The organism is Pseudomonas brassicacearum (assembly GCF_009601685.2).
GTDB lineage: Bacteria > Pseudomonadota > Gammaproteobacteria > Pseudomonadales > Pseudomonadaceae > Aquipseudomonas > Aquipseudomonas kilonensis_B.
On sequence record NZ_CP045701.2, the window covers coordinates 4,696,459 to 4,711,967 of the forward strand.

15 protein-coding genes are annotated in these 15,509 nt (G+C 61.2%); 2 read left to right on the top strand and 13 right to left on the bottom strand.

Annotated elements, in window-relative coordinates; all coding sequences use genetic code 11:
• Positions 1-19: 19 nt before the first annotated feature.
• The 9 genes from mltG to GFU70_RS20035 form a co-directional block, all read right to left on the bottom strand.
• Positions 20-1,180, bottom strand: a complete 1,161-nt coding sequence (gene mltG, locus GFU70_RS19995) for an endolytic transglycosylase MltG (protein WP_081264481.1) — start codon at positions 1,178-1,180, stop codon at positions 20-22.
• 3 nt (positions 1,181-1,183) lie between these two features.
• The gene (gene pabC, locus GFU70_RS20000; protein WP_116641565.1) at positions 1,184-1,999 is read right to left on the bottom strand and encodes an aminodeoxychorismate lyase; all 816 of its coding nucleotides are present in this window, start codon (positions 1,997-1,999) and stop codon (positions 1,184-1,186) included.
• Positions 1,999-3,243, bottom strand: coding sequence for a beta-ketoacyl-ACP synthase II (gene fabF / locus GFU70_RS20005; RefSeq protein WP_058544662.1), 1,245 nt, complete (start codon positions 3,241-3,243; stop codon positions 1,999-2,001). Before fabF ends, pabC begins: the two co-directional genes overlap by 1 nt.
• Positions 3,244-3,351: 108 nt before the next feature.
• On the bottom strand, positions 3,352-3,588 hold the full coding sequence (gene acpP / locus GFU70_RS20010) for an acyl carrier protein (RefSeq protein ID WP_003175607.1): 237 nt from the start codon (positions 3,586-3,588) through the stop codon (positions 3,352-3,354).
• 191 nt (positions 3,589-3,779) lie between these two features.
• Complete coding sequence (fabG, locus tag GFU70_RS20015; RefSeq protein ID WP_018613558.1) at positions 3,780-4,523, bottom strand: 3-oxoacyl-ACP reductase FabG; 744 nt, start codon at positions 4,521-4,523, stop codon at positions 3,780-3,782.
• A 15-nt stretch (positions 4,524-4,538) separates the two neighbouring features.
• The gene (gene fabD, locus GFU70_RS20020) at positions 4,539-5,477 is read right to left on the bottom strand and encodes an ACP S-malonyltransferase (RefSeq protein ID WP_153388702.1); all 939 of its coding nucleotides are present in this window, start codon (positions 5,475-5,477) and stop codon (positions 4,539-4,541) included.
• 123 nt (positions 5,478-5,600) lie between these two features.
• Positions 5,601-6,611, bottom strand: coding sequence for a phosphate acyltransferase PlsX (gene plsX / locus GFU70_RS20025; RefSeq protein WP_153388703.1), 1,011 nt, complete (start codon positions 6,609-6,611; stop codon positions 5,601-5,603).
• Between the two features lie 4 nt (positions 6,612-6,615).
• Positions 6,616-6,798: a 50S ribosomal protein L32 gene (gene rpmF, locus GFU70_RS20030; RefSeq protein ID WP_003179396.1), complete on the bottom strand. Its 183-nt coding sequence runs from the start codon at positions 6,796-6,798 to the stop codon at positions 6,616-6,618.
• Positions 6,799-6,811: 13 nt separating this feature from the next.
• Complete coding sequence (locus GFU70_RS20035; protein WP_003204262.1) at positions 6,812-7,339, bottom strand: YceD family protein; 528 nt, start codon at positions 7,337-7,339, stop codon at positions 6,812-6,814.
• 105 nt (positions 7,340-7,444) lie between these two features.
• On the opposite strand from GFU70_RS20035, the gene GFU70_RS20040 reads away from it, so the two are divergent.
• Positions 7,445-8,023 carry a Maf family protein gene (locus tag GFU70_RS20040; protein ID WP_153388704.1) on the top strand — a complete coding sequence of 193 codons (579 nt, stop codon included), beginning with the start codon at positions 7,445-7,447 and terminating at the stop codon, positions 8,021-8,023.
• 163 nt (positions 8,024-8,186) lie between these two features.
• Here GFU70_RS20040 and GFU70_RS20045 read toward each other — a convergent pair whose 3' ends face one another.
• From GFU70_RS20045 to rluC, 3 genes are read right to left on the bottom strand one after another with little or no spacing between them, the layout of a single operon-like run.
• Complete coding sequence (locus tag GFU70_RS20045; protein WP_153388705.1) at positions 8,187-9,176, bottom strand: S49 family peptidase; 990 nt, start codon at positions 9,174-9,176, stop codon at positions 8,187-8,189.
• A 20-nt stretch (positions 9,177-9,196) separates the two neighbouring features.
• Positions 9,197-9,859, bottom strand: a complete 663-nt coding sequence (locus GFU70_RS20050; RefSeq protein WP_116641559.1) for an HAD-IA family hydrolase — start codon at positions 9,857-9,859, stop codon at positions 9,197-9,199.
• Positions 9,849-10,805: a 23S rRNA pseudouridine(955/2504/2580) synthase RluC gene (gene rluC / locus GFU70_RS20055; protein WP_153388706.1), complete on the bottom strand. Its 957-nt coding sequence runs from the start codon at positions 10,803-10,805 to the stop codon at positions 9,849-9,851. The genes GFU70_RS20050 and rluC overlap by 11 nt, the downstream gene beginning before the upstream one ends.
• Positions 10,806-11,504: 699 nt before the next feature.
• On the opposite strand from rluC, the gene rne reads away from it, so the two are divergent.
• Complete coding sequence (rne, locus tag GFU70_RS20060) at positions 11,505-14,690, top strand: ribonuclease E (RefSeq protein WP_153388707.1); 3,186 nt, start codon at positions 11,505-11,507, stop codon at positions 14,688-14,690.
• A gap of 228 nt (positions 14,691-14,918) precedes the next feature.
• Here the strand turns inward: rne and GFU70_RS20065 are convergent, their stop codons facing one another.
• On the bottom strand, positions 14,919-15,509 hold the full coding sequence (locus GFU70_RS20065; protein ID WP_058544669.1) for a nucleotidyltransferase family protein: 591 nt from the start codon (positions 15,507-15,509) through the stop codon (positions 14,919-14,921).

Below are 15,509 nucleotides of genomic sequence, written 5' to 3' on the forward strand. Positions count from 1 at the left end.
AGGCGATCCTTAATCAAAGTCATTGCGGGCTCGGCGGCTCGCTGGCATCCGGTTCAGGGGCAGGTTGCTGGGGCGGCACCTGGGGGACGTCTTCAGGTGCCGTATCGGGTGATGCCGCCGGGGTCGGCGCCGGCTCGTCCGGCGTTGCCGGGGCCGGGCTGGAGCGGTAATCGGCACGGCGCTTGAGCTGGAATTCGCGCACCGCGTTGTTGTGCGACTCCAGGTTATCGGAAAACACGTGGCTGCCGTCGCCGCGCGCGACGAAGTAAAGGCTATTGCCCGACGCCGGGTTCAATGCCGCATGAATCGCTTCGCGCCCCACCATCGCAATCGGCGTCGGCGGCAAGCCTGGGATCAGGTAAGTGTTATAGGGGTTTTCTTCTCTCAAATGGGCGCGGGTGAGTTTGCCGGTGTAGCGCTCACCCAGACCATAGATCACCGTAGGATCGGTCTGCAGCAACATGCCCAGGCGCATGCGTCGCACAAAAACGCCGGCAATTTGCGCGCGCTCCCGGGGCACGCCGGTTTCCTTCTCCACCAGCGACGCCATGATCAGTGCTTGATACGGCTGGGTGTAAGGCACGTCGGCGGCACGCTGCGCCCACTCCTTGGCAAGCACGTCTTCCAAGCGGTCGTAGGCTTTTTTCAGCAGGTCGACATCCGAGGTGCCGCGCACAAAGCGATAGGTGTCCGGGAAGAACCGGCCTTCGGGAAATATCCCGGAGTGACCAAGACGGTCCATCACCTGGCTGTCGCTCAGGCCGGTGAGGGTCTGCTGGAGTTTTTCATCCTTGCTCAGCGCGGCGCGCACCTGACGGAAATTCCAGCCCTCCACCAGCGTCACGCTGTACTGCACCACGTCTCCGCGTTTCCAGACACCGATCAGGCCTTCCATGGTCATGCCCGGCACCATCCGATATTCACCGGAGTGCAGCGGCTGGCCGGCGAGATTGAAGCGCCAATAGACCCGAAGCCAGAAGGCATCCTTGATCAAGCCATCGGCTTCGAGGCGCTTGAGGGTTCCGGTCGGGGTGGTCCCGTTGGGCACGTCCAGCAGTTCTTCCTGGGTAATGTTCAGCGGCTGTTGCAGCGCCGAGTGAATCTTCCAGGCCGAAGCGCCCAACAACAGCCCTGCCAGAACCAGGCCGGTCTCCAGCAGCAGCAAGAATTTACGTCTCACGAATCAAACATCCAATAGGGCACGGGCAAGGGTCTGCAGTTTACGGGTGAGCGGGCCAACCGACCAGCGCGCCGAACCGCATCCGCGTACCGGCCACACGCCATAAACGCTGTTGCAGACAAAGACTTCATCAGCCTGGTGCAGCTGTTCGAGACTGATGTCGGTGATTTGCGTGGCGATGCCTTGAGACTTGGCTTGAAACAATAATTCTGCGCGCATCACACCGGCCACGCCGCAACGGCTCAGGTCCGCCGTGAACAACACACCATCGCGCACCAGGAACAGGTTGCTGAACACACCTTCGATCACCCGCCCGGTCACATCCAGCATCAAGCCTTCGGCGTACTGCCCGTCGCTCCATTCGGCACGGGCCAGCACTTGTTCCAGGCGATTGAGATGCTTGAGGCCGGCGAGCAAGGGCTGCTCGGACAACCGCACGGAGCAAGGAAACAGGAGAACGCCTTGCTCGGCATGGGCGATGGGATACGCGGCTGGTGGGCTTGCTTGCAGGATGCGTCGGGCCGGCCTCGAGGGATCTGCGGCATAACCGCGCAGACTGTCGCCACGGGTCACGATCAGCTTCAGCACGCCGTCGCCCAGGCAGCGGGCATAGGCATTGAGCTCAGCGCTCAACGCGGTCATGTCGACGTTGAGCGCCAACCGTCGGCAGCCGGCTTCCAGGCGCTGCAGGTGGCGGTCCAGCAACACTGGCCGGCCATCGTGCACGGCGAGGGTCTCGAACAACCCATCGCCGTAAGCCAGGCCGCGATCTTTCAGCGACAGGACGTCGGCCGGCTGACCGTCGACCCAGCTTTCCATCAACCGGCGAACCGGCGGAACACCAGCGAACCGTTGGTCCCGCCAAAGCCGAAGGAGTTGGACAGCACCACATCGATGTCCATGCTGCGGGCGGTGTGCGGCACGAAGTCCAGGTCGCAGCCTTCGTCCGGTTCATCGAGGTTGATGGTCGGCGGCGCTGTCTGACTGTTGATCGCCAGGACGCTGAAGATCGCTTCCACCGCCCCCGCCGCACCCAGCAGGTGACCGGTCATGGACTTGGTCGAGCTGACCGCCAGCTTGTACGCGTGCTCACCGAACACGGTCTTGATCGCCCGGGCTTCGGCCAGGTCGCCGGCCGGGGTCGAAGTGCCGTGGGCGTTGATGTACTGCACCTGCTCGCCGTTGAGTTTCGCATCACGCAAGGCGTTGGCGATGCAACGGGCAGCACCGGCGCCATCGGCCGGTGGCGACGTCATGTGGTACGCATCGCCACTGGTACCAAAGCCGATCAGCTCGGCATAGATGGTCGCGCCGCGCGCCTTGGCGTGCTCCAGCTCCTCGAGCACCAGCGCACCGGCACCGTCGGACAACACGAAGCCATCACGGCCCTTGTCCCATGGTCGGCTCGCGCGAGCGGGCTCGTCGTTGCGGGTCGACAGCGCGCGGGAAGCACCAAAGCCACCCATGCCCAGGCCACAAGCCGCCATCTCGGCGCCACCGGCAATCATCACGTCAGCTTCGTCATACATGATGTTGCGCGCGGCCATGCCGATGCAGTGGGTCCCGGTGGTGCACGCCGTGGCAATGGCGTAGTTGGGTCCCTGGGCACCCAGGTGGATGGACAGGAAACCGGAAATCATGTTGATGATCGAGCCCGGCACGAAGAACGGAGAAATCCGTCGCGGCCCCGACTCGTGCAGCGTGCGGCTGGTTTCTTCGATATTGGTCAAGCCGCCAATACCCGAGCCCATGGCCACGCCGATGCGTTCACGGTTGGCGTCGGTGACTTCCAGCCCGGCGTTGCGCACGGCCTGGAAACCGGCTGCCAGGCCGTATTGAATGAACAGGTCAAGCTTGCGAGCTTCCTTGACCGACAGGTATTCCTCGACATTGAAGCCCTTTACCGAGCCGCCAAAACGGGTGGAATAGGCAGAAAGGTCGGTGTGTTCGATCAGACCAATGCCACTGCGGCCAGCCAGAATGCCCTGCCAACTGCTCGGCACATCCGTGCCCAGTGGCGACAACATACCCATACCGGTGACTACGACGCGTCTACGCGACACAGCACTCTCCTTTTTCTAATGACGACTTTGCATCAGGCCTAAAGAAAAAACCGCACGCCGTGATGGCAGTGCGGTTTTTCCATGACAGCTAGCGACGACTAAAAACGATTACGCCTGGTGGCTGGTAACGTAGTCGATAGCAGCTTGTACAGTAGTGATCTTCTCAGCTTCTTCGTCAGGAATTTCGGTCTCGAATTCCTCTTCCAGAGCCATCACCAGCTCAACAGTGTCAAGGGAGTCGGCACCCAGGTCTTCAACGAAGGAAGCGGTGTTCACAACTTCTTCTTCTTTAACGCCCAGTTGCTCGGCAACGATTTTCTTGACGCGCTCTTCGATGGTGCTCATACCTTGTTTTCACTCCTAATGGACAAATTCAGGCAGCTGGCCGGTGGGTAAGTGTATAGAAGAACTTTTCGATTTTTCAACCGAAAGCTTCACTCCTCAAACCCTGCGGCCCGCCGTCTATAAATTGATTGCAGCTTTATAACGGATTTTAGACAGCTCGTATGACATTTTTTTGAAGCAATCCGTCACATTTAACTCATGTACATCCCGCCGTTTACCGGGATTGTAGCCCCGGTCACGTATGCCGCACCGTCCGACGCAAGAAAAGCGACCACGGACGCGATTTCTTGAGCTTGCCCCAGACGACCCAGCGGAATCTGCGTCAACAAGGCTTCACGCTGTGCTTCTGGCAGTTCACGGGTCATGTCGGTATCGATGAAACCCGGTGCAACCGAGTTTACCGTAATCGAGCGCGAACCCACTTCACGCGCCAGCGCACGACTGAAACCTTCCAGACCGGCCTTCGCCGCAGCATAGTTTACTTGGCCTGCGTTGCCCATGGCACCCACAACCGAACCGATACTGATAATTCGACCCCAGCGAGCCTTGGTCATGCCACGCAGAACGCCCTTGGACAGCCGGTACAGACTGTTCAGGTTGGTGTCGACCACGTCGAACCACTCGTCATCTTTCATGCGCATCATCAGGTTATCGCGGGTGATACCGGCATTATTGACCAGGATCGCCGGCGCACCGAACTGCTCCTGAATGCTTGCCAGCACCGCCGCAACGGATTCGTCGCTGGTGACGTTCAGCTCGAGGCCGGTGCCTTGGATGCCGTTTTCTTTCAGGGTCGCGGCGATACGCTCGGCGCCCGAAGCGGAAGTCGCGGTGCCAATAACGATGGCGCCTTGACGACCCAGTTCCAGGGCGATGGCCTGGCCGATGCCACGGCTTGCACCGGTCACCAGTGCAACTTTACCTTGCAGACTCATGCAAGCTTCTCCTGTTCAGGCCTGCGCTGCACGGGCGGCAGCGAAGGCGTCTGGGGTGTTGAGGTTGGAAGTCGACACGCCTTCGGCGCAGCGTTTGTTCAGGCCTGCCAGCACTTTGCCAGGACCGCATTCGACCAGCTCGGTCGCGCCCTTGGCCGCCAGGGTCTGCACCGATTCGACCCAGCGAACCGGCTTGTAGAGTTGCTCCAGCAGATCACGCTTGAGGGTCTCGAGATCCGGCGCCACATTGGCGCTGACGTTCTGTACCACGGGAATCTGCGGGGCCTGCCAGTCGATGGCGGCGATGGATTCGGCAAAGCGCTCGGCAGCCGGACGCATCAGTTCGCAGTGCGACGGCACGCTGACCGGCAGCGGCATGGCGCGCTTGGCACCACGGGCCTTGCAGCCCTCGATGGCGCGCTCGACAGCGGCCTTGGCACCGGCGATGACCACCTGGCCCGGGGAGTTGAAGTTCACCGCACTGACCACATCGCCTTGCGCCGCTTCGGCACAGGCGGCCAGCACATCAGCGTCTTCCAGGCCAAGGATCGCGGCCATGCCGCCCTGCCCGGCCGGAACCGCCTCCTGCATCAACTGGCCACGACGCTCCACCAGCTTCACCGCGTCGCCCAGGCTCAGGCTGCCAGCGGCTACGAGGGCGCTGTATTCGCCCAGGCTATGACCGGCGACGAACGCCGGGCGCGCGCCGCCTTCAGCCAGCCACAGACGCCACAATGCGATTGAGGCGGTCAGGATGGCCGGTTGGGTTTTATCGGTTTGATTGAGGCGATCTTCCGGCCCTTGCTGGGTCAGCGCCCAGAGGTCACAGCCGAGCGCATCGGAAGCTTCTTTGAATGTTTCGAGGATCAGCGGGTATTGCGCGCCCAGCTCGGCCAGCATGCCGAGGGACTGCGAGCCCTGTCCTGGAAAGACGAATGCGAGGGAAGCAGACATGAAAACAAAGCCCCTAATGATCTTGTCGTCAAAAATTGACGCCCCTGGGGGCGCTAGGAAACTGAGAGTTGGATGGCGGGTTGAACCGACCGGTCACATTTAAGCATTGTCGGACGAAAACGCCTAAGTTAACAAATCCTCGAGGCGACCGTGCAGGCGCTTCGGCAGGTTTTCCTGGATCTCGATCACTGCCCGGTTGATCGCACTCTGAAAACCCTGCACGCCCGCCGAGCCGTGGCTCTTGATCACGATCCCTTGCAACCCGAGGAAACTCGCACCGTTGTGCCGCGCCGGCGCCAGGTCGGCCTGCAACCGTCGCATCAACGGCAGTGCCAGGGCGCCGACTACCCGCGAGACGAAGCTTTGCTTGAACAAGGTCTCGATACGCTGGCCGATCATGGTCGCCAGCCCCTCGCTGGACTTGAGCAGGATATTGCCAACGAAGCCATCGCATACCACCACATCGGCCTCGCCACGGTACAAGCCATCGCCTTCGACGAAGCCGATGTAGTTGATGCCCCGCGCACCCTGCAGCAGCGTGGCCGCCAGCTTGACCTGCTGGTTGCCCTTGATGTCTTCGGTGCCGATGTTCAGCAACGCCACACGAGGGCGCACGATGCCCAGAGTTTCCGCCGCGACCGAGCCCATCACCGCGAACTGCAGCAAATGCTCGGCACTGCAATCGACGTTGGCCCCCAGGTCCAGCAACTGACAAAACCCACGCTGGGTCGGGATCGCTGCCACCATCGCAGGCCGGTCGATACCCGGCAAGGTCTTGAGCACGTAGCGCGACAGCGCCATCAACGCACCGGTATTGCCGGCACTGACGCATGCCTGGACCTTGCCATCGCGCAGCAACTCAAGGGCCACCCGCATCGAAGCATCAGGCTTGCCGCGCAGGACCTGAGCCGGCTTTTCGTCCATGGTGATGATTTCGGACGCCGGGGCAATCGTCAGGCGCGCGCGATCGACAGCCGATTGGCCGCTGAGCATTTCTTCCAGGAGGGAGGGTTGACCGACGAGGGTCAGGTGCAACGAGGGCGTAGCATTCAGACAAGCAAGACTGGCCTGAACAATGCTGCGGGGACCGAAGTCCCCGCCCATTGCGTCAATCGCGATGACTTGAGCGGACAAGTGATTACTCGTCGGCGCCCTTGTCGATCACTTTACGGCCACGGTATACGCCTTCAGGCGATACGTGGTGACGCAGGTGAACTTCACCAGTGGTTTTTTCTACAGACAGGGTGCTAGCCTCGAGAGCGTCGTGCGAACGGCGCATGTCACGGGCAGAGCGGGATTTTTTGTTCTGCTGAACAGCCATAATTGATTAACTCCTAAACGTTTGGGTCACGCTTTAACTGCGCCAATACACTGAACGGGTTGGACCGCGTTACCTCGTCCTCGCTCGGTTCGGGCTCATCTGCTCCCGCCGGCTGCTGGCATTCTTCCGGATGATGAGCAGGCACAATGGGCAAGGCGAGCAGAAGCTCCTCCTCGATCAGTGACTGCAGATCCAATGGATCTTCGCCCAGTTCCAGCACGTCATAACCTTTCGGCAACGACTGGGTATTCGCACCCTCCTTCACCACGGCGTAACTGCACTCGCTGTGGATCGGCAGGGTGACCAGCTCAAGACAACGCTGGCAAACCATTTTGACTTCAGTGTCGATAAAGCTGTGGATAACCACAGATTTACGTTCATCTCGTTCAAAAACGAATTTGGCCTGGACCGTACCGACATCGTCGGAAAGCGGGTCGCAGAGTCTCTTCAAATCGGCCAGCAGCAGTTCACCTTGAAGGGTGGTGCCACGGTCAGCCAATTTGCGCGGGTCAACGTGAGGTGGAATCGGGTCATTCAACATAGGCGCAGCATTATAGGGATGCCCCCGGCCATGTCAAAGGAAATTCAGCCCTGTCCGTCACTTGCGCGCCTCGCTAGAATTCACCCCTGCCTTCTGGAGCCGCCCATGCTGCCTTTATTACTTGCCTCAAGCTCGGTCTATCGCCGGGAATTGCTTGCCCGCCTGGGACTGCCGTTCGTCTGCAGCTCACCCGACATCGACGAAAGCCATCGCCCCGGCGAGCTCGCCCTCGAACTGGTCAAGCGCCTGGCCCGGGAAAAAGCCTTGGCACTGGCCGACAGCCACCCGGCGCACCTGATCATCGGTTCAGACCAGGTCGCCGTGCTCGGCGAACGCATTCTGGGCAAGCCTCACACCTTCGAGAAGGCTCGCGAACAACTGCTGGCCGCCAGCGGCGCCAAGGTCACGTTCCTGACCGGCCTGGCACTGCTCAACAGCCAGACCGGCGCCTGCCAGGTCGATTGCATTCCGTTTACCGTCAACATGCGCACCCTGGACCCAGAGCGCGTCGAACGCTACCTGCGGGCCGAGCAACCTTACGACTGCGCCGGCAGCTTCAAGGCCGAGGGACTTGGCGTAAGCCTGTTCCAGAGCACCGAAGGGCCGGACGCCACCAGCCTGATCGGCCTGCCGCTGATTCGCCTTGTGGATATGTTGCTGGCCGAGGGCGTGCAGGTTCCCTGAAGCCACATACAACCTGTGGCGAAGGGATTTATTTGTGGGAGCAAGGCTTGCCCGCGATGCAGGCGCCGCGAGGGTGCAGGCCAGCCGGGTTATCGTTCATCACGAGCAAGCTTTGCCCCCACAGCGGATTTCCTCGCAACAGAAGATCGCACGAAACGATGAGCTAGCGCAGCGCTGGCCCCTGGAAGCCCATCCACATCGCCAGATGCTCGGCGATGCTTGCCCCCAGCTTTTTCGAGAAACGATCGAACGGCGACTCTTCGATCGTGAAGTCCACCAGGTCCTTCTGACCGATCACATCCCGCGCCACCGAACTGGCACTGCCCAAGCCGTCGATCAGGCCCAGCGGCAATGCCTGCTCTCCCGACCAGACCAGCCCGGAAAACAGCTCCGGATGCTCCTTGTCCTTCAGGCGCTCGCCCCTGCCCTTCTTGACGCTGGCAATGAACTGCTTGTGGGTCGTGTCGAGCACGCCCTGCCAAAAAGCAGCCTCTTCAGGCTTTTGCGGCTGGAACGGATCAAGGAAGGACTTATGCTCGCCAGAGGTATACACCCGACGCTCCACACCCAGTTTCTCCATGGTCCCGACAAAGCCATAGCCGGCCGCTGTCACACCAATGGAGCCCACCAGGCTGGCCTTGTCGGCATAGATCTGGTCCGCCGCACTGGCAATGTAATAGGCACCGGAAGCACCGAGATCGGAAATGACGGCATACACCTTGGTATCCGGGTGCAATGCGCGCAACCGAACGATCTCGTCGTAAACATACCCCGATTGCACCGGGCTACCACCCGGGCTGTTGATGCGCAGCACCACGCCCTTGACCTTCGAATCCTCGAACGCAGCCTGCAGGCTGCCAATGATGTTATCCGCGCTGGCCGCCTCCTTGTCGGCAATTATGCCCTCAATGTCGATGACCGCCGTATAGGCCGAACCACCTCCCGAAATTTTCTTCCCATCAAAAGCCTGGAAGATCATCGCCAAGCCGAAAAACAGATAGATAAAGACCAGGCACTTGAAGAAGATCCCCCAGCGGCGCGCACGACGCTGTTCCTCCACACCGGCCAGCAAAGTCTTTTCCAGCAGCTTCCAGCTTTTTTCATCACCGTTGTCAGCGCTCGCCTTGGCCGGTGCCTTCCATTCATCGGTCATACATGCATCCTCAACAGACTTTAATCGGCGCGCCGGCTCAGCCAGGCGTGCAATTCAGGAAAATGGTCAATCGCCAGTCGCGGCTCGAACGCCTTGAGTGCCTCGATGGACTGCGCGCCATAGCTCACAGCCACCGAACCCATGCCGGCATTGCGCGCCATTTGCAGGTCAAAAGAAGAATCCCCCACCATCAATGCTTGCGCAGGCCGCACTCCACAATGGGCCAGTATCTGCTCGAGCATCAGCGGATGCGGCTTGCTCGCTGTCTCATCAGCGGCGCGAGTGATATCGAAGTAATCGTCCCAACCATGGGCCCTCAATACCCGATCCAACCCGCGACGAGCCTTGCCGGTCGCGACCGCCAAGTGATAACCCTCGCCTTTCAAGGTTTCAAGGGTATGAACCACACCCTCGAACAATGGCGAAGGCTCGGCCTCCAGCGCAATGTAGTGATCAGCATAATGCTGGCGAAAAACCACCAGATCATCGTCGTCGATCTCCGGGTACAAACTGCGAATCGCCTCCGGCAATCCCAAGCCGATGATGCCCTTGACCGCAAAATCGTCGCACCGGGCAAAACCCGAGCGATCCGATGCGACATGCATCGCCTCCACGATCCGACCAATGGAATTCGCCAGAGTGCCATCCCAATCGAAGATCAGCAGTTTGTAGTCAGGATGCACTCAACCGCTCCACGGTCTTGGCCCACATGTCATCCACCGGGGCCTGCAATTTCAGTTCGCCACCATCGGGCAACGGCACGGTGAGCATATAGGCATGGAGGAACAGGCGCTTGCCGCCCAGGTCGCGGATTTCCTTGGTGAAATCGTCATCGCCGTACTTGCTGTCACCGGCGATGCAATGCCCGGCATGCAAGGTGTGGACACGGATCTGGTGCGTGCGCCCGGTCACCGGCTTGGCTTCGACCAGAGTGGCGAAGTCATCGAAGCGGCGCAGCACCTTGAACACCGTCAGCGCCTCCTTGCCCTCCTCGTTGACTTCGACCATGCGCTCGCCGGAACGCAGGTTGCTCTTGAGCAACGGCGCACGGACTTGCTTGATGGAGGTTTCCCAGCGGCCACGCACCAGCGCCATGTAGCGCTTGTCGACGCCATCGCCGCGCAACTGCTCGTGCAGGTGGCGCAACATGCTGCGCTTCTTGGCGATCATCAGCAGGCCGGAGGTGTCGCGGTCAAGGCGATGGACCAGTTCCAGCTCCTTGGTGTCCGGACGCAACTGACGAAAGGCTTCGATCACACCGAAATTCAGGCCGCTGCCGCCGTGAACCGCAATGCCCGCGGGCTTGTTGATCACGATCAGGGCCTTGTCTTCATAGATGATCGACGCTTCAAGGCGCTGCAGCAGCCCTTGGGCCAGGGGTACCGGCTCATCACGCTCGGGCACGCGAACCGGCGGCACGCGCACGACGTCACCGGCCTGGAGCTTGTACTCGGGCTTGATCCGACCTTTGTTCACCCGCACTTCGCCTTTGCGCAAAATACGGTAGATCAAGGTCTTGGGCACGCCTTTGAGCCGGGCCAGCAGGAAGTTATCGATTCGTTGGCCGGCATATTCCGGCGAGACCTCGAGCAGTTGAACGCCAGGGGTCGGAGGGGCAGTAGTTGTCATGGCGGCGATCATAACAATTTTTTATGGAATTGAAGCACTTAATCATTGCTGCTATAGTCGCGAACGCCGCCAAAAGTGGCTGGACAGTGGACTAACGGTCAAAAACCGGCCCTGACCAACGCAATTCACGAGGACGAGAGGCCGTCCTACGGGGCTTTCGCTACGTAACGGTAGAGTTTTCAGGTGTAACGAGCGCAGGTGACATGAGGCCTGAAATACGCCGCAAAGCAGAGTTTTGACTCGCCTTGCGCGCCACATTCACGGCCAGTTCACAAAGTGCAGTCAGCTGCGGACGACCCCGAGCGAATGCTTCGGAAACAACGCCTAAATTAGCCATGATGCGTGACCTCCCCTTCCGGAGCTCACGGTAAATGCCAACCCGCTGCGGATTCTGCGCGCGGCAGCACCCGAATTATCAGGGATACGTGTAGGGTGGAGATGTACAACCGTCGGACTGTGTAGCACTAGGCTTATATTTAGACGCTTCATCTCGTCCACAGACGCCGGTTGATTCCTCCTCCTGACTGAGTGCTTGAGTACCAGCAAGCAGGACGCGTCCGTCGCGACTTCGCCATCATTGGGTCGAACTCGCTGGACACTGGAGTGGCCTTGCCATCTCCAGGACGCACCTGACACCGACCGTGAGAAGTCGTGTGTGCCGAACGCCGTTTCCGGCAGCCCGGAAACCGACGGTACTACATGAAAAGAATGCTGATTAACGCAACTCAACCCGAAGAGTTGCGTGTTGCACTGGTAGACGGCCAGCGCCTCTACGACCTGGATATCGAATCCGGTGCACGCGAGCAGAAGAAGGCCAACATCTATAAAGGCCGGATTACTCGCATCGAACCAAGCCTTGAGGCTGCCTTTGTCGATTTCGGCTCCGAGCGCCACGGCTTCCTGCCCCTCAAAGAAATCTCCCGCGAATACTTCAAGAAGGCCCCTGAAGGCCGCGTCAACATCAAGGACGTCCTGAGCGAAGGCCAGGAAGTCATCGTCCAGGTCGAAAAAGAAGAACGTGGCAACAAGGGCGCCGCCCTGACCACCTTCATCAGCCTGGCGGGCCGTTACCTGGTCCTGATGCCGAACAACCCGCGTGCCGGTGGCATCTCCCGCCGCATCGAAGGCGAAGAGCGCAACGAACTGCGTGAAGCCCTGAACGGCCTGGTTGCCCCGGCTGACATGGGCCTGATCGTGCGCACTGCCGGCCTTGGCCGCAGCAGCGAAGAAATGCAGTGGGACCTCGACTACCTGCTGCAACTGTGGACTGCCATCAAAGAAGCCTCGCTGGATCGCTCCGCGCCGTTCCTGATCTACCAGGAAAGCAACGTGATCATCCGCGCCATCCGCGATTACCTGCGCCAGGACATCGGCGAAGTGCTGATCGACAGCGTCGAAGCCCAGGACGAAGCCCTGACCTTCATTCGCCAGGTGATGCCGCAGTACGCCAGCAAGATCAAGCTCTATGAAGACAGCGTTCCGCTGTTCAACCGTTTCCAGATCGAAAGCCAGATCGAGACCGCCTTCCAGCGCGTCGTCGAACTGCCGTCCGGCGGTTCCATCGTCATCGACCCGACCGAAGCCTTGGTGTCCATCGACATCAACTCGGCCCGCGCCACCAAAGGCAGCGACATCGAAGAAACCGCCCTGCAGACCAACCTTGAAGCGGCCGAGGAAATTGCCCGTCAGTTGCGCCTGCGCGACATCGGCGGCCTGATCGTCATCGACTTCATCGACATGACCCCGGCCAAGAACCAGCGCGCCGTGGAAGAAAAGGTCCGTGAATGCCTGGAAGCCGACCGCGCCCGCGTGCAGGTCGGTCGTATCTCGCGCTTCGGCCTGCTGGAAATGTCCCGTCAGCGCCTGCGTCCGTCCCTGGGCGAAAGCAGCGGCATCGTTTGCCCACGTTGCAACGGCACCGGCATCATCCGTGACGTCGAGTCGCTGTCCCTGGCGATCCTGCGCCTGATCGAAGAAGAAGCCCTGAAAGACCGCACCGCCGAAGTTCGCGCCCAAGTGCCGATCCCGGTGGCCGCGTTCCTGCTCAACGAAAAACGCAACTCGATCACCAAGATCGAACTGCGCACCCGTGCCCGCATCGTCATCCTGCCGAACGATCACCTGGAGACGCCGCACTTCGAAGTGCAGCGCCTGCGCGATGACAGCCCGGAAGCCCACACCAACCAGTCCAGCTACGAAATCGCTGCTGCCGCTGCCGAAGTGGAAGAAGTCCAGCCGGCCGCTGCCACTCGCACCCTGGTTCGCCAGGAAGCCGCAGTCAAGACCGCTCCGGCCCGCGCCAATGCGCCGGTTCCTACCGAAGTCGCCGCTCCGGTTGCCGCCCCGGCCTCTGCACCAGAACCCAGCCTGTTCAAAGGCCTGGTTAAGTCGCTGGTCAGCCTGTTCGCCACCAAGGAAGAACCCGCGACCCCAGCCGTCGTCGCCAAACCTGCCGCGACCGAGCGTCCTGCCCGCAACGAAGAGCGTCGTAACGGTCGCCAACAGACCCGCAACCGCAACGGTCGTCGTGACGAAGAACGCAAGCCTCGCGAAGAGCGTGCTCCGCGTGAAGAGCGTGCGCCACGTGAGCCGCGTGAAGAGCGTCAGCCACGCGAAGCCCGTGAGGAAGCGCCAGCCGTAGCCCGCGAAGAGCGTGCACCGCGTCCGCCGCGTGAAGAGCGCCAGCCGCGCGCACCGCGTGAAGATCGCAAGCCACGTGGCGAGCGTGAAGAACGTGTTCGCGAACTGCGCGAGCCACTGGATGCCGCCCCGGCTGCTGCCGCCACCGCTGAAGAGCGTCCGGCCCGCCAGCCTCGTGAAGAACGTGCACCGCGTCCTCCACGTGAAGAGCGCCAGCCTCGCGCCGAGCAGGCAGCCGCCGCTGCCAGCGAAGAAGAAGTGCTGAACACCGAAGAGCAACTGCAGGAAGACGGCCAGGATACCGCCGAAGGCGATCGTCCACGCCGCCGCTCCCGTGGCCAGCGTCGTCGCAGCAACCGTCGTGAGCGTCAGCGCGACGCCAACGGCAATGTGATCGAAGGTTCGGAAGAGTCCGAGTCCACCGAGAACGCCGAAGCACCAAGCGCTGCCGACCTGGCCGCCGGCCTGGCCGTGACTGCGGCCGTTGCCAGCAGCGCAATCAGCGCCCCGGCCGAAGCCCAGGCTCACGAACAAGCCGAACGCGCTAGCGCTGCGGTGGAAAGCGCGCCAGTTGCCGAAGCTCCGGTGGTCGAAGCCACTACCCCGGTAGAAGCCACTGCTTCGCCAGAAGTGGAAGTCGCCCCGGCCCGTGAAGCCCAGGCCGCTGAAACTGAAGTAGTCGCCGAGCCTGCACCGGTCGTCGAGCAGCCAGTGGTAGCCGCCGAGCCGGCCTTCGAAGCGCCAGCCGAGGAAAAGGCACCAGAGCCTGCCCGCGAGGAGCAGACTGCGTTCAACTGGACCGCCGAGCCATCTGCACCGGCACCTGTTGTCGAGCCAGAACCGACACCAGAGCCAGTGAAAGCGGTCGAGCCAGAAATGGTCGAGCCTGCTCCAGTAATCGAAGCCCCCGTGGTTGTCGAAGCACCTGCCCCGGTTGAAGCGCCTGCACCTGCCAGTGCCCTGACCGCGAATGGCCGCGCGCCGAACGATCCGCGTGAAGTGCGTCGTCGCAAGCGTGAAGCCGAGCGTCTGCAGAAGGAAGCCGAACAAGCTGCCGCTCAAGCGCCTGCTGCCGAGCCTGCTCCAGTCGTGGAAGAAGTCGCCGAGGCAGCCCCTGCCCCGGTCGCCGAGACCCCGGCTGAATCGGCTCCGGCATTCGACGAACCTCAGCACACCGCTGAAGAAGTCGCGCCGCGTCACACTGAAGCCCTGGAAAAAGAGCACGAGCCTAAACCTCACGCCTGATTCCACCGCCCAGTAAAAAGCCCCGCCTGGTCATGCCAGGCGGGGCTTTTTTTATGCCTTCGTACTTATCCACAGGGACTGGGGCCGAGCACAAGGCTTATATCCACCGAAAGATCCAATATGGGAGCCGAGCTTGCTCGCGATGGCGCCGGGTCAGCTTGCATCAATGCTGAATGTCAGACCGCTTTCGCGAGTAAAGCTCGCTCCCGCAGGGTTCTGCGTCGTCTGTTATTTGAAGGCCAGTGCCTCTGGTACATCGACATCCCATGTCACGCCCGGGTCATCCACCGGCACTTCGACCACTTGCGCCGCGGCAAACAATGCCTTGGCCCCCCGATCACCGGTCAATGCCATCAGTTTCGGCCCAAACCCACGACCGAATCCCACCGGATGCCCGTACTCACCTGCAAGGACTGGCACGCTGATGCCGTCCGCGCGGATCCCCGCCACCACCTGCTCAATGCTCGATGGCAGGATAAAGGGCATGTCGCCCAGCACCATCAACCAGCCATCACGATCCGGACAGGCCTGGACGCCGGCGGCAATACTGTCGCCCAAGCCGGGCGAGTCCAGCTCCACGAAATCGCAGCCATAGGCCTGGGCCATGCGAACGGCTTGCGGCCGGTCCTTGCTGGTCACCAGCACGCGTTTTTCCAGGGCGGCTGGCAGATTCACCAACACCTGTTCGATCACCGACCGCACGGCACCGTCACGCCCGGTGCAATCAGCCAGCAATTTATCCTTGTCCGGACCTGCAATACGGCGGAAACGGCTGCCCGATCCGGCCGCCAGGATGATCACACCAATCGACTCGCTCAT

Coding starts and splice junctions, on each gene's coding strand:
- pabC (WP_116641565.1), bottom strand. CDS start 1,999: ATGGAAAGCTGGGTCGACGGTCAGCCGGCCGACGTCCTGTCGCTGAAA.
- acpP (WP_003175607.1), bottom strand. CDS start 3,588: ATGAGCACCATCGAAGAGCGCGTCAAGAAAATCGTTGCCGAGCAACTG.
- fabG (WP_018613558.1), bottom strand. CDS start 4,523: ATGAGTCTGCAAGGTAAAGTTGCACTGGTGACCGGTGCAAGCCGTGGC.
- fabD (WP_153388702.1), bottom strand. CDS start 5,477: ATGTCTGCTTCCCTCGCATTCGTCTTTCCAGGACAGGGCTCGCAGTCC.
- rpmF (WP_003179396.1), bottom strand. CDS start 6,798: ATGGCTGTTCAGCAGAACAAAAAATCCCGCTCTGCCCGTGACATGCGC.
- GFU70_RS20035 (WP_003204262.1), bottom strand. CDS start 7,339: ATGTTGAATGACCCGATTCCACCTCACGTTGACCCGCGCAAATTGGCT.
- GFU70_RS20040 (WP_153388704.1), top strand. CDS start 7,445: ATGCTGCCTTTATTACTTGCCTCAAGCTCGGTCTATCGCCGGGAATTG.
- GFU70_RS20045 (WP_153388705.1), bottom strand. CDS start 9,176: ATGACCGATGAATGGAAGGCACCGGCCAAGGCGAGCGCTGACAACGGT.
- rluC (WP_153388706.1), bottom strand. CDS start 10,805: ATGACAACTACTGCCCCTCCGACCCCTGGCGTTCAACTGCTCGAGGTC.
- rne (WP_153388707.1), top strand. CDS start 11,505: ATGAAAAGAATGCTGATTAACGCAACTCAACCCGAAGAGTTGCGTGTT.
- GFU70_RS20065 (WP_058544669.1), bottom strand. CDS start 15,509: ATGAGCGAGTCGATTGGTGTGATCATCCTGGCGGCCGGATCGGGCAGC.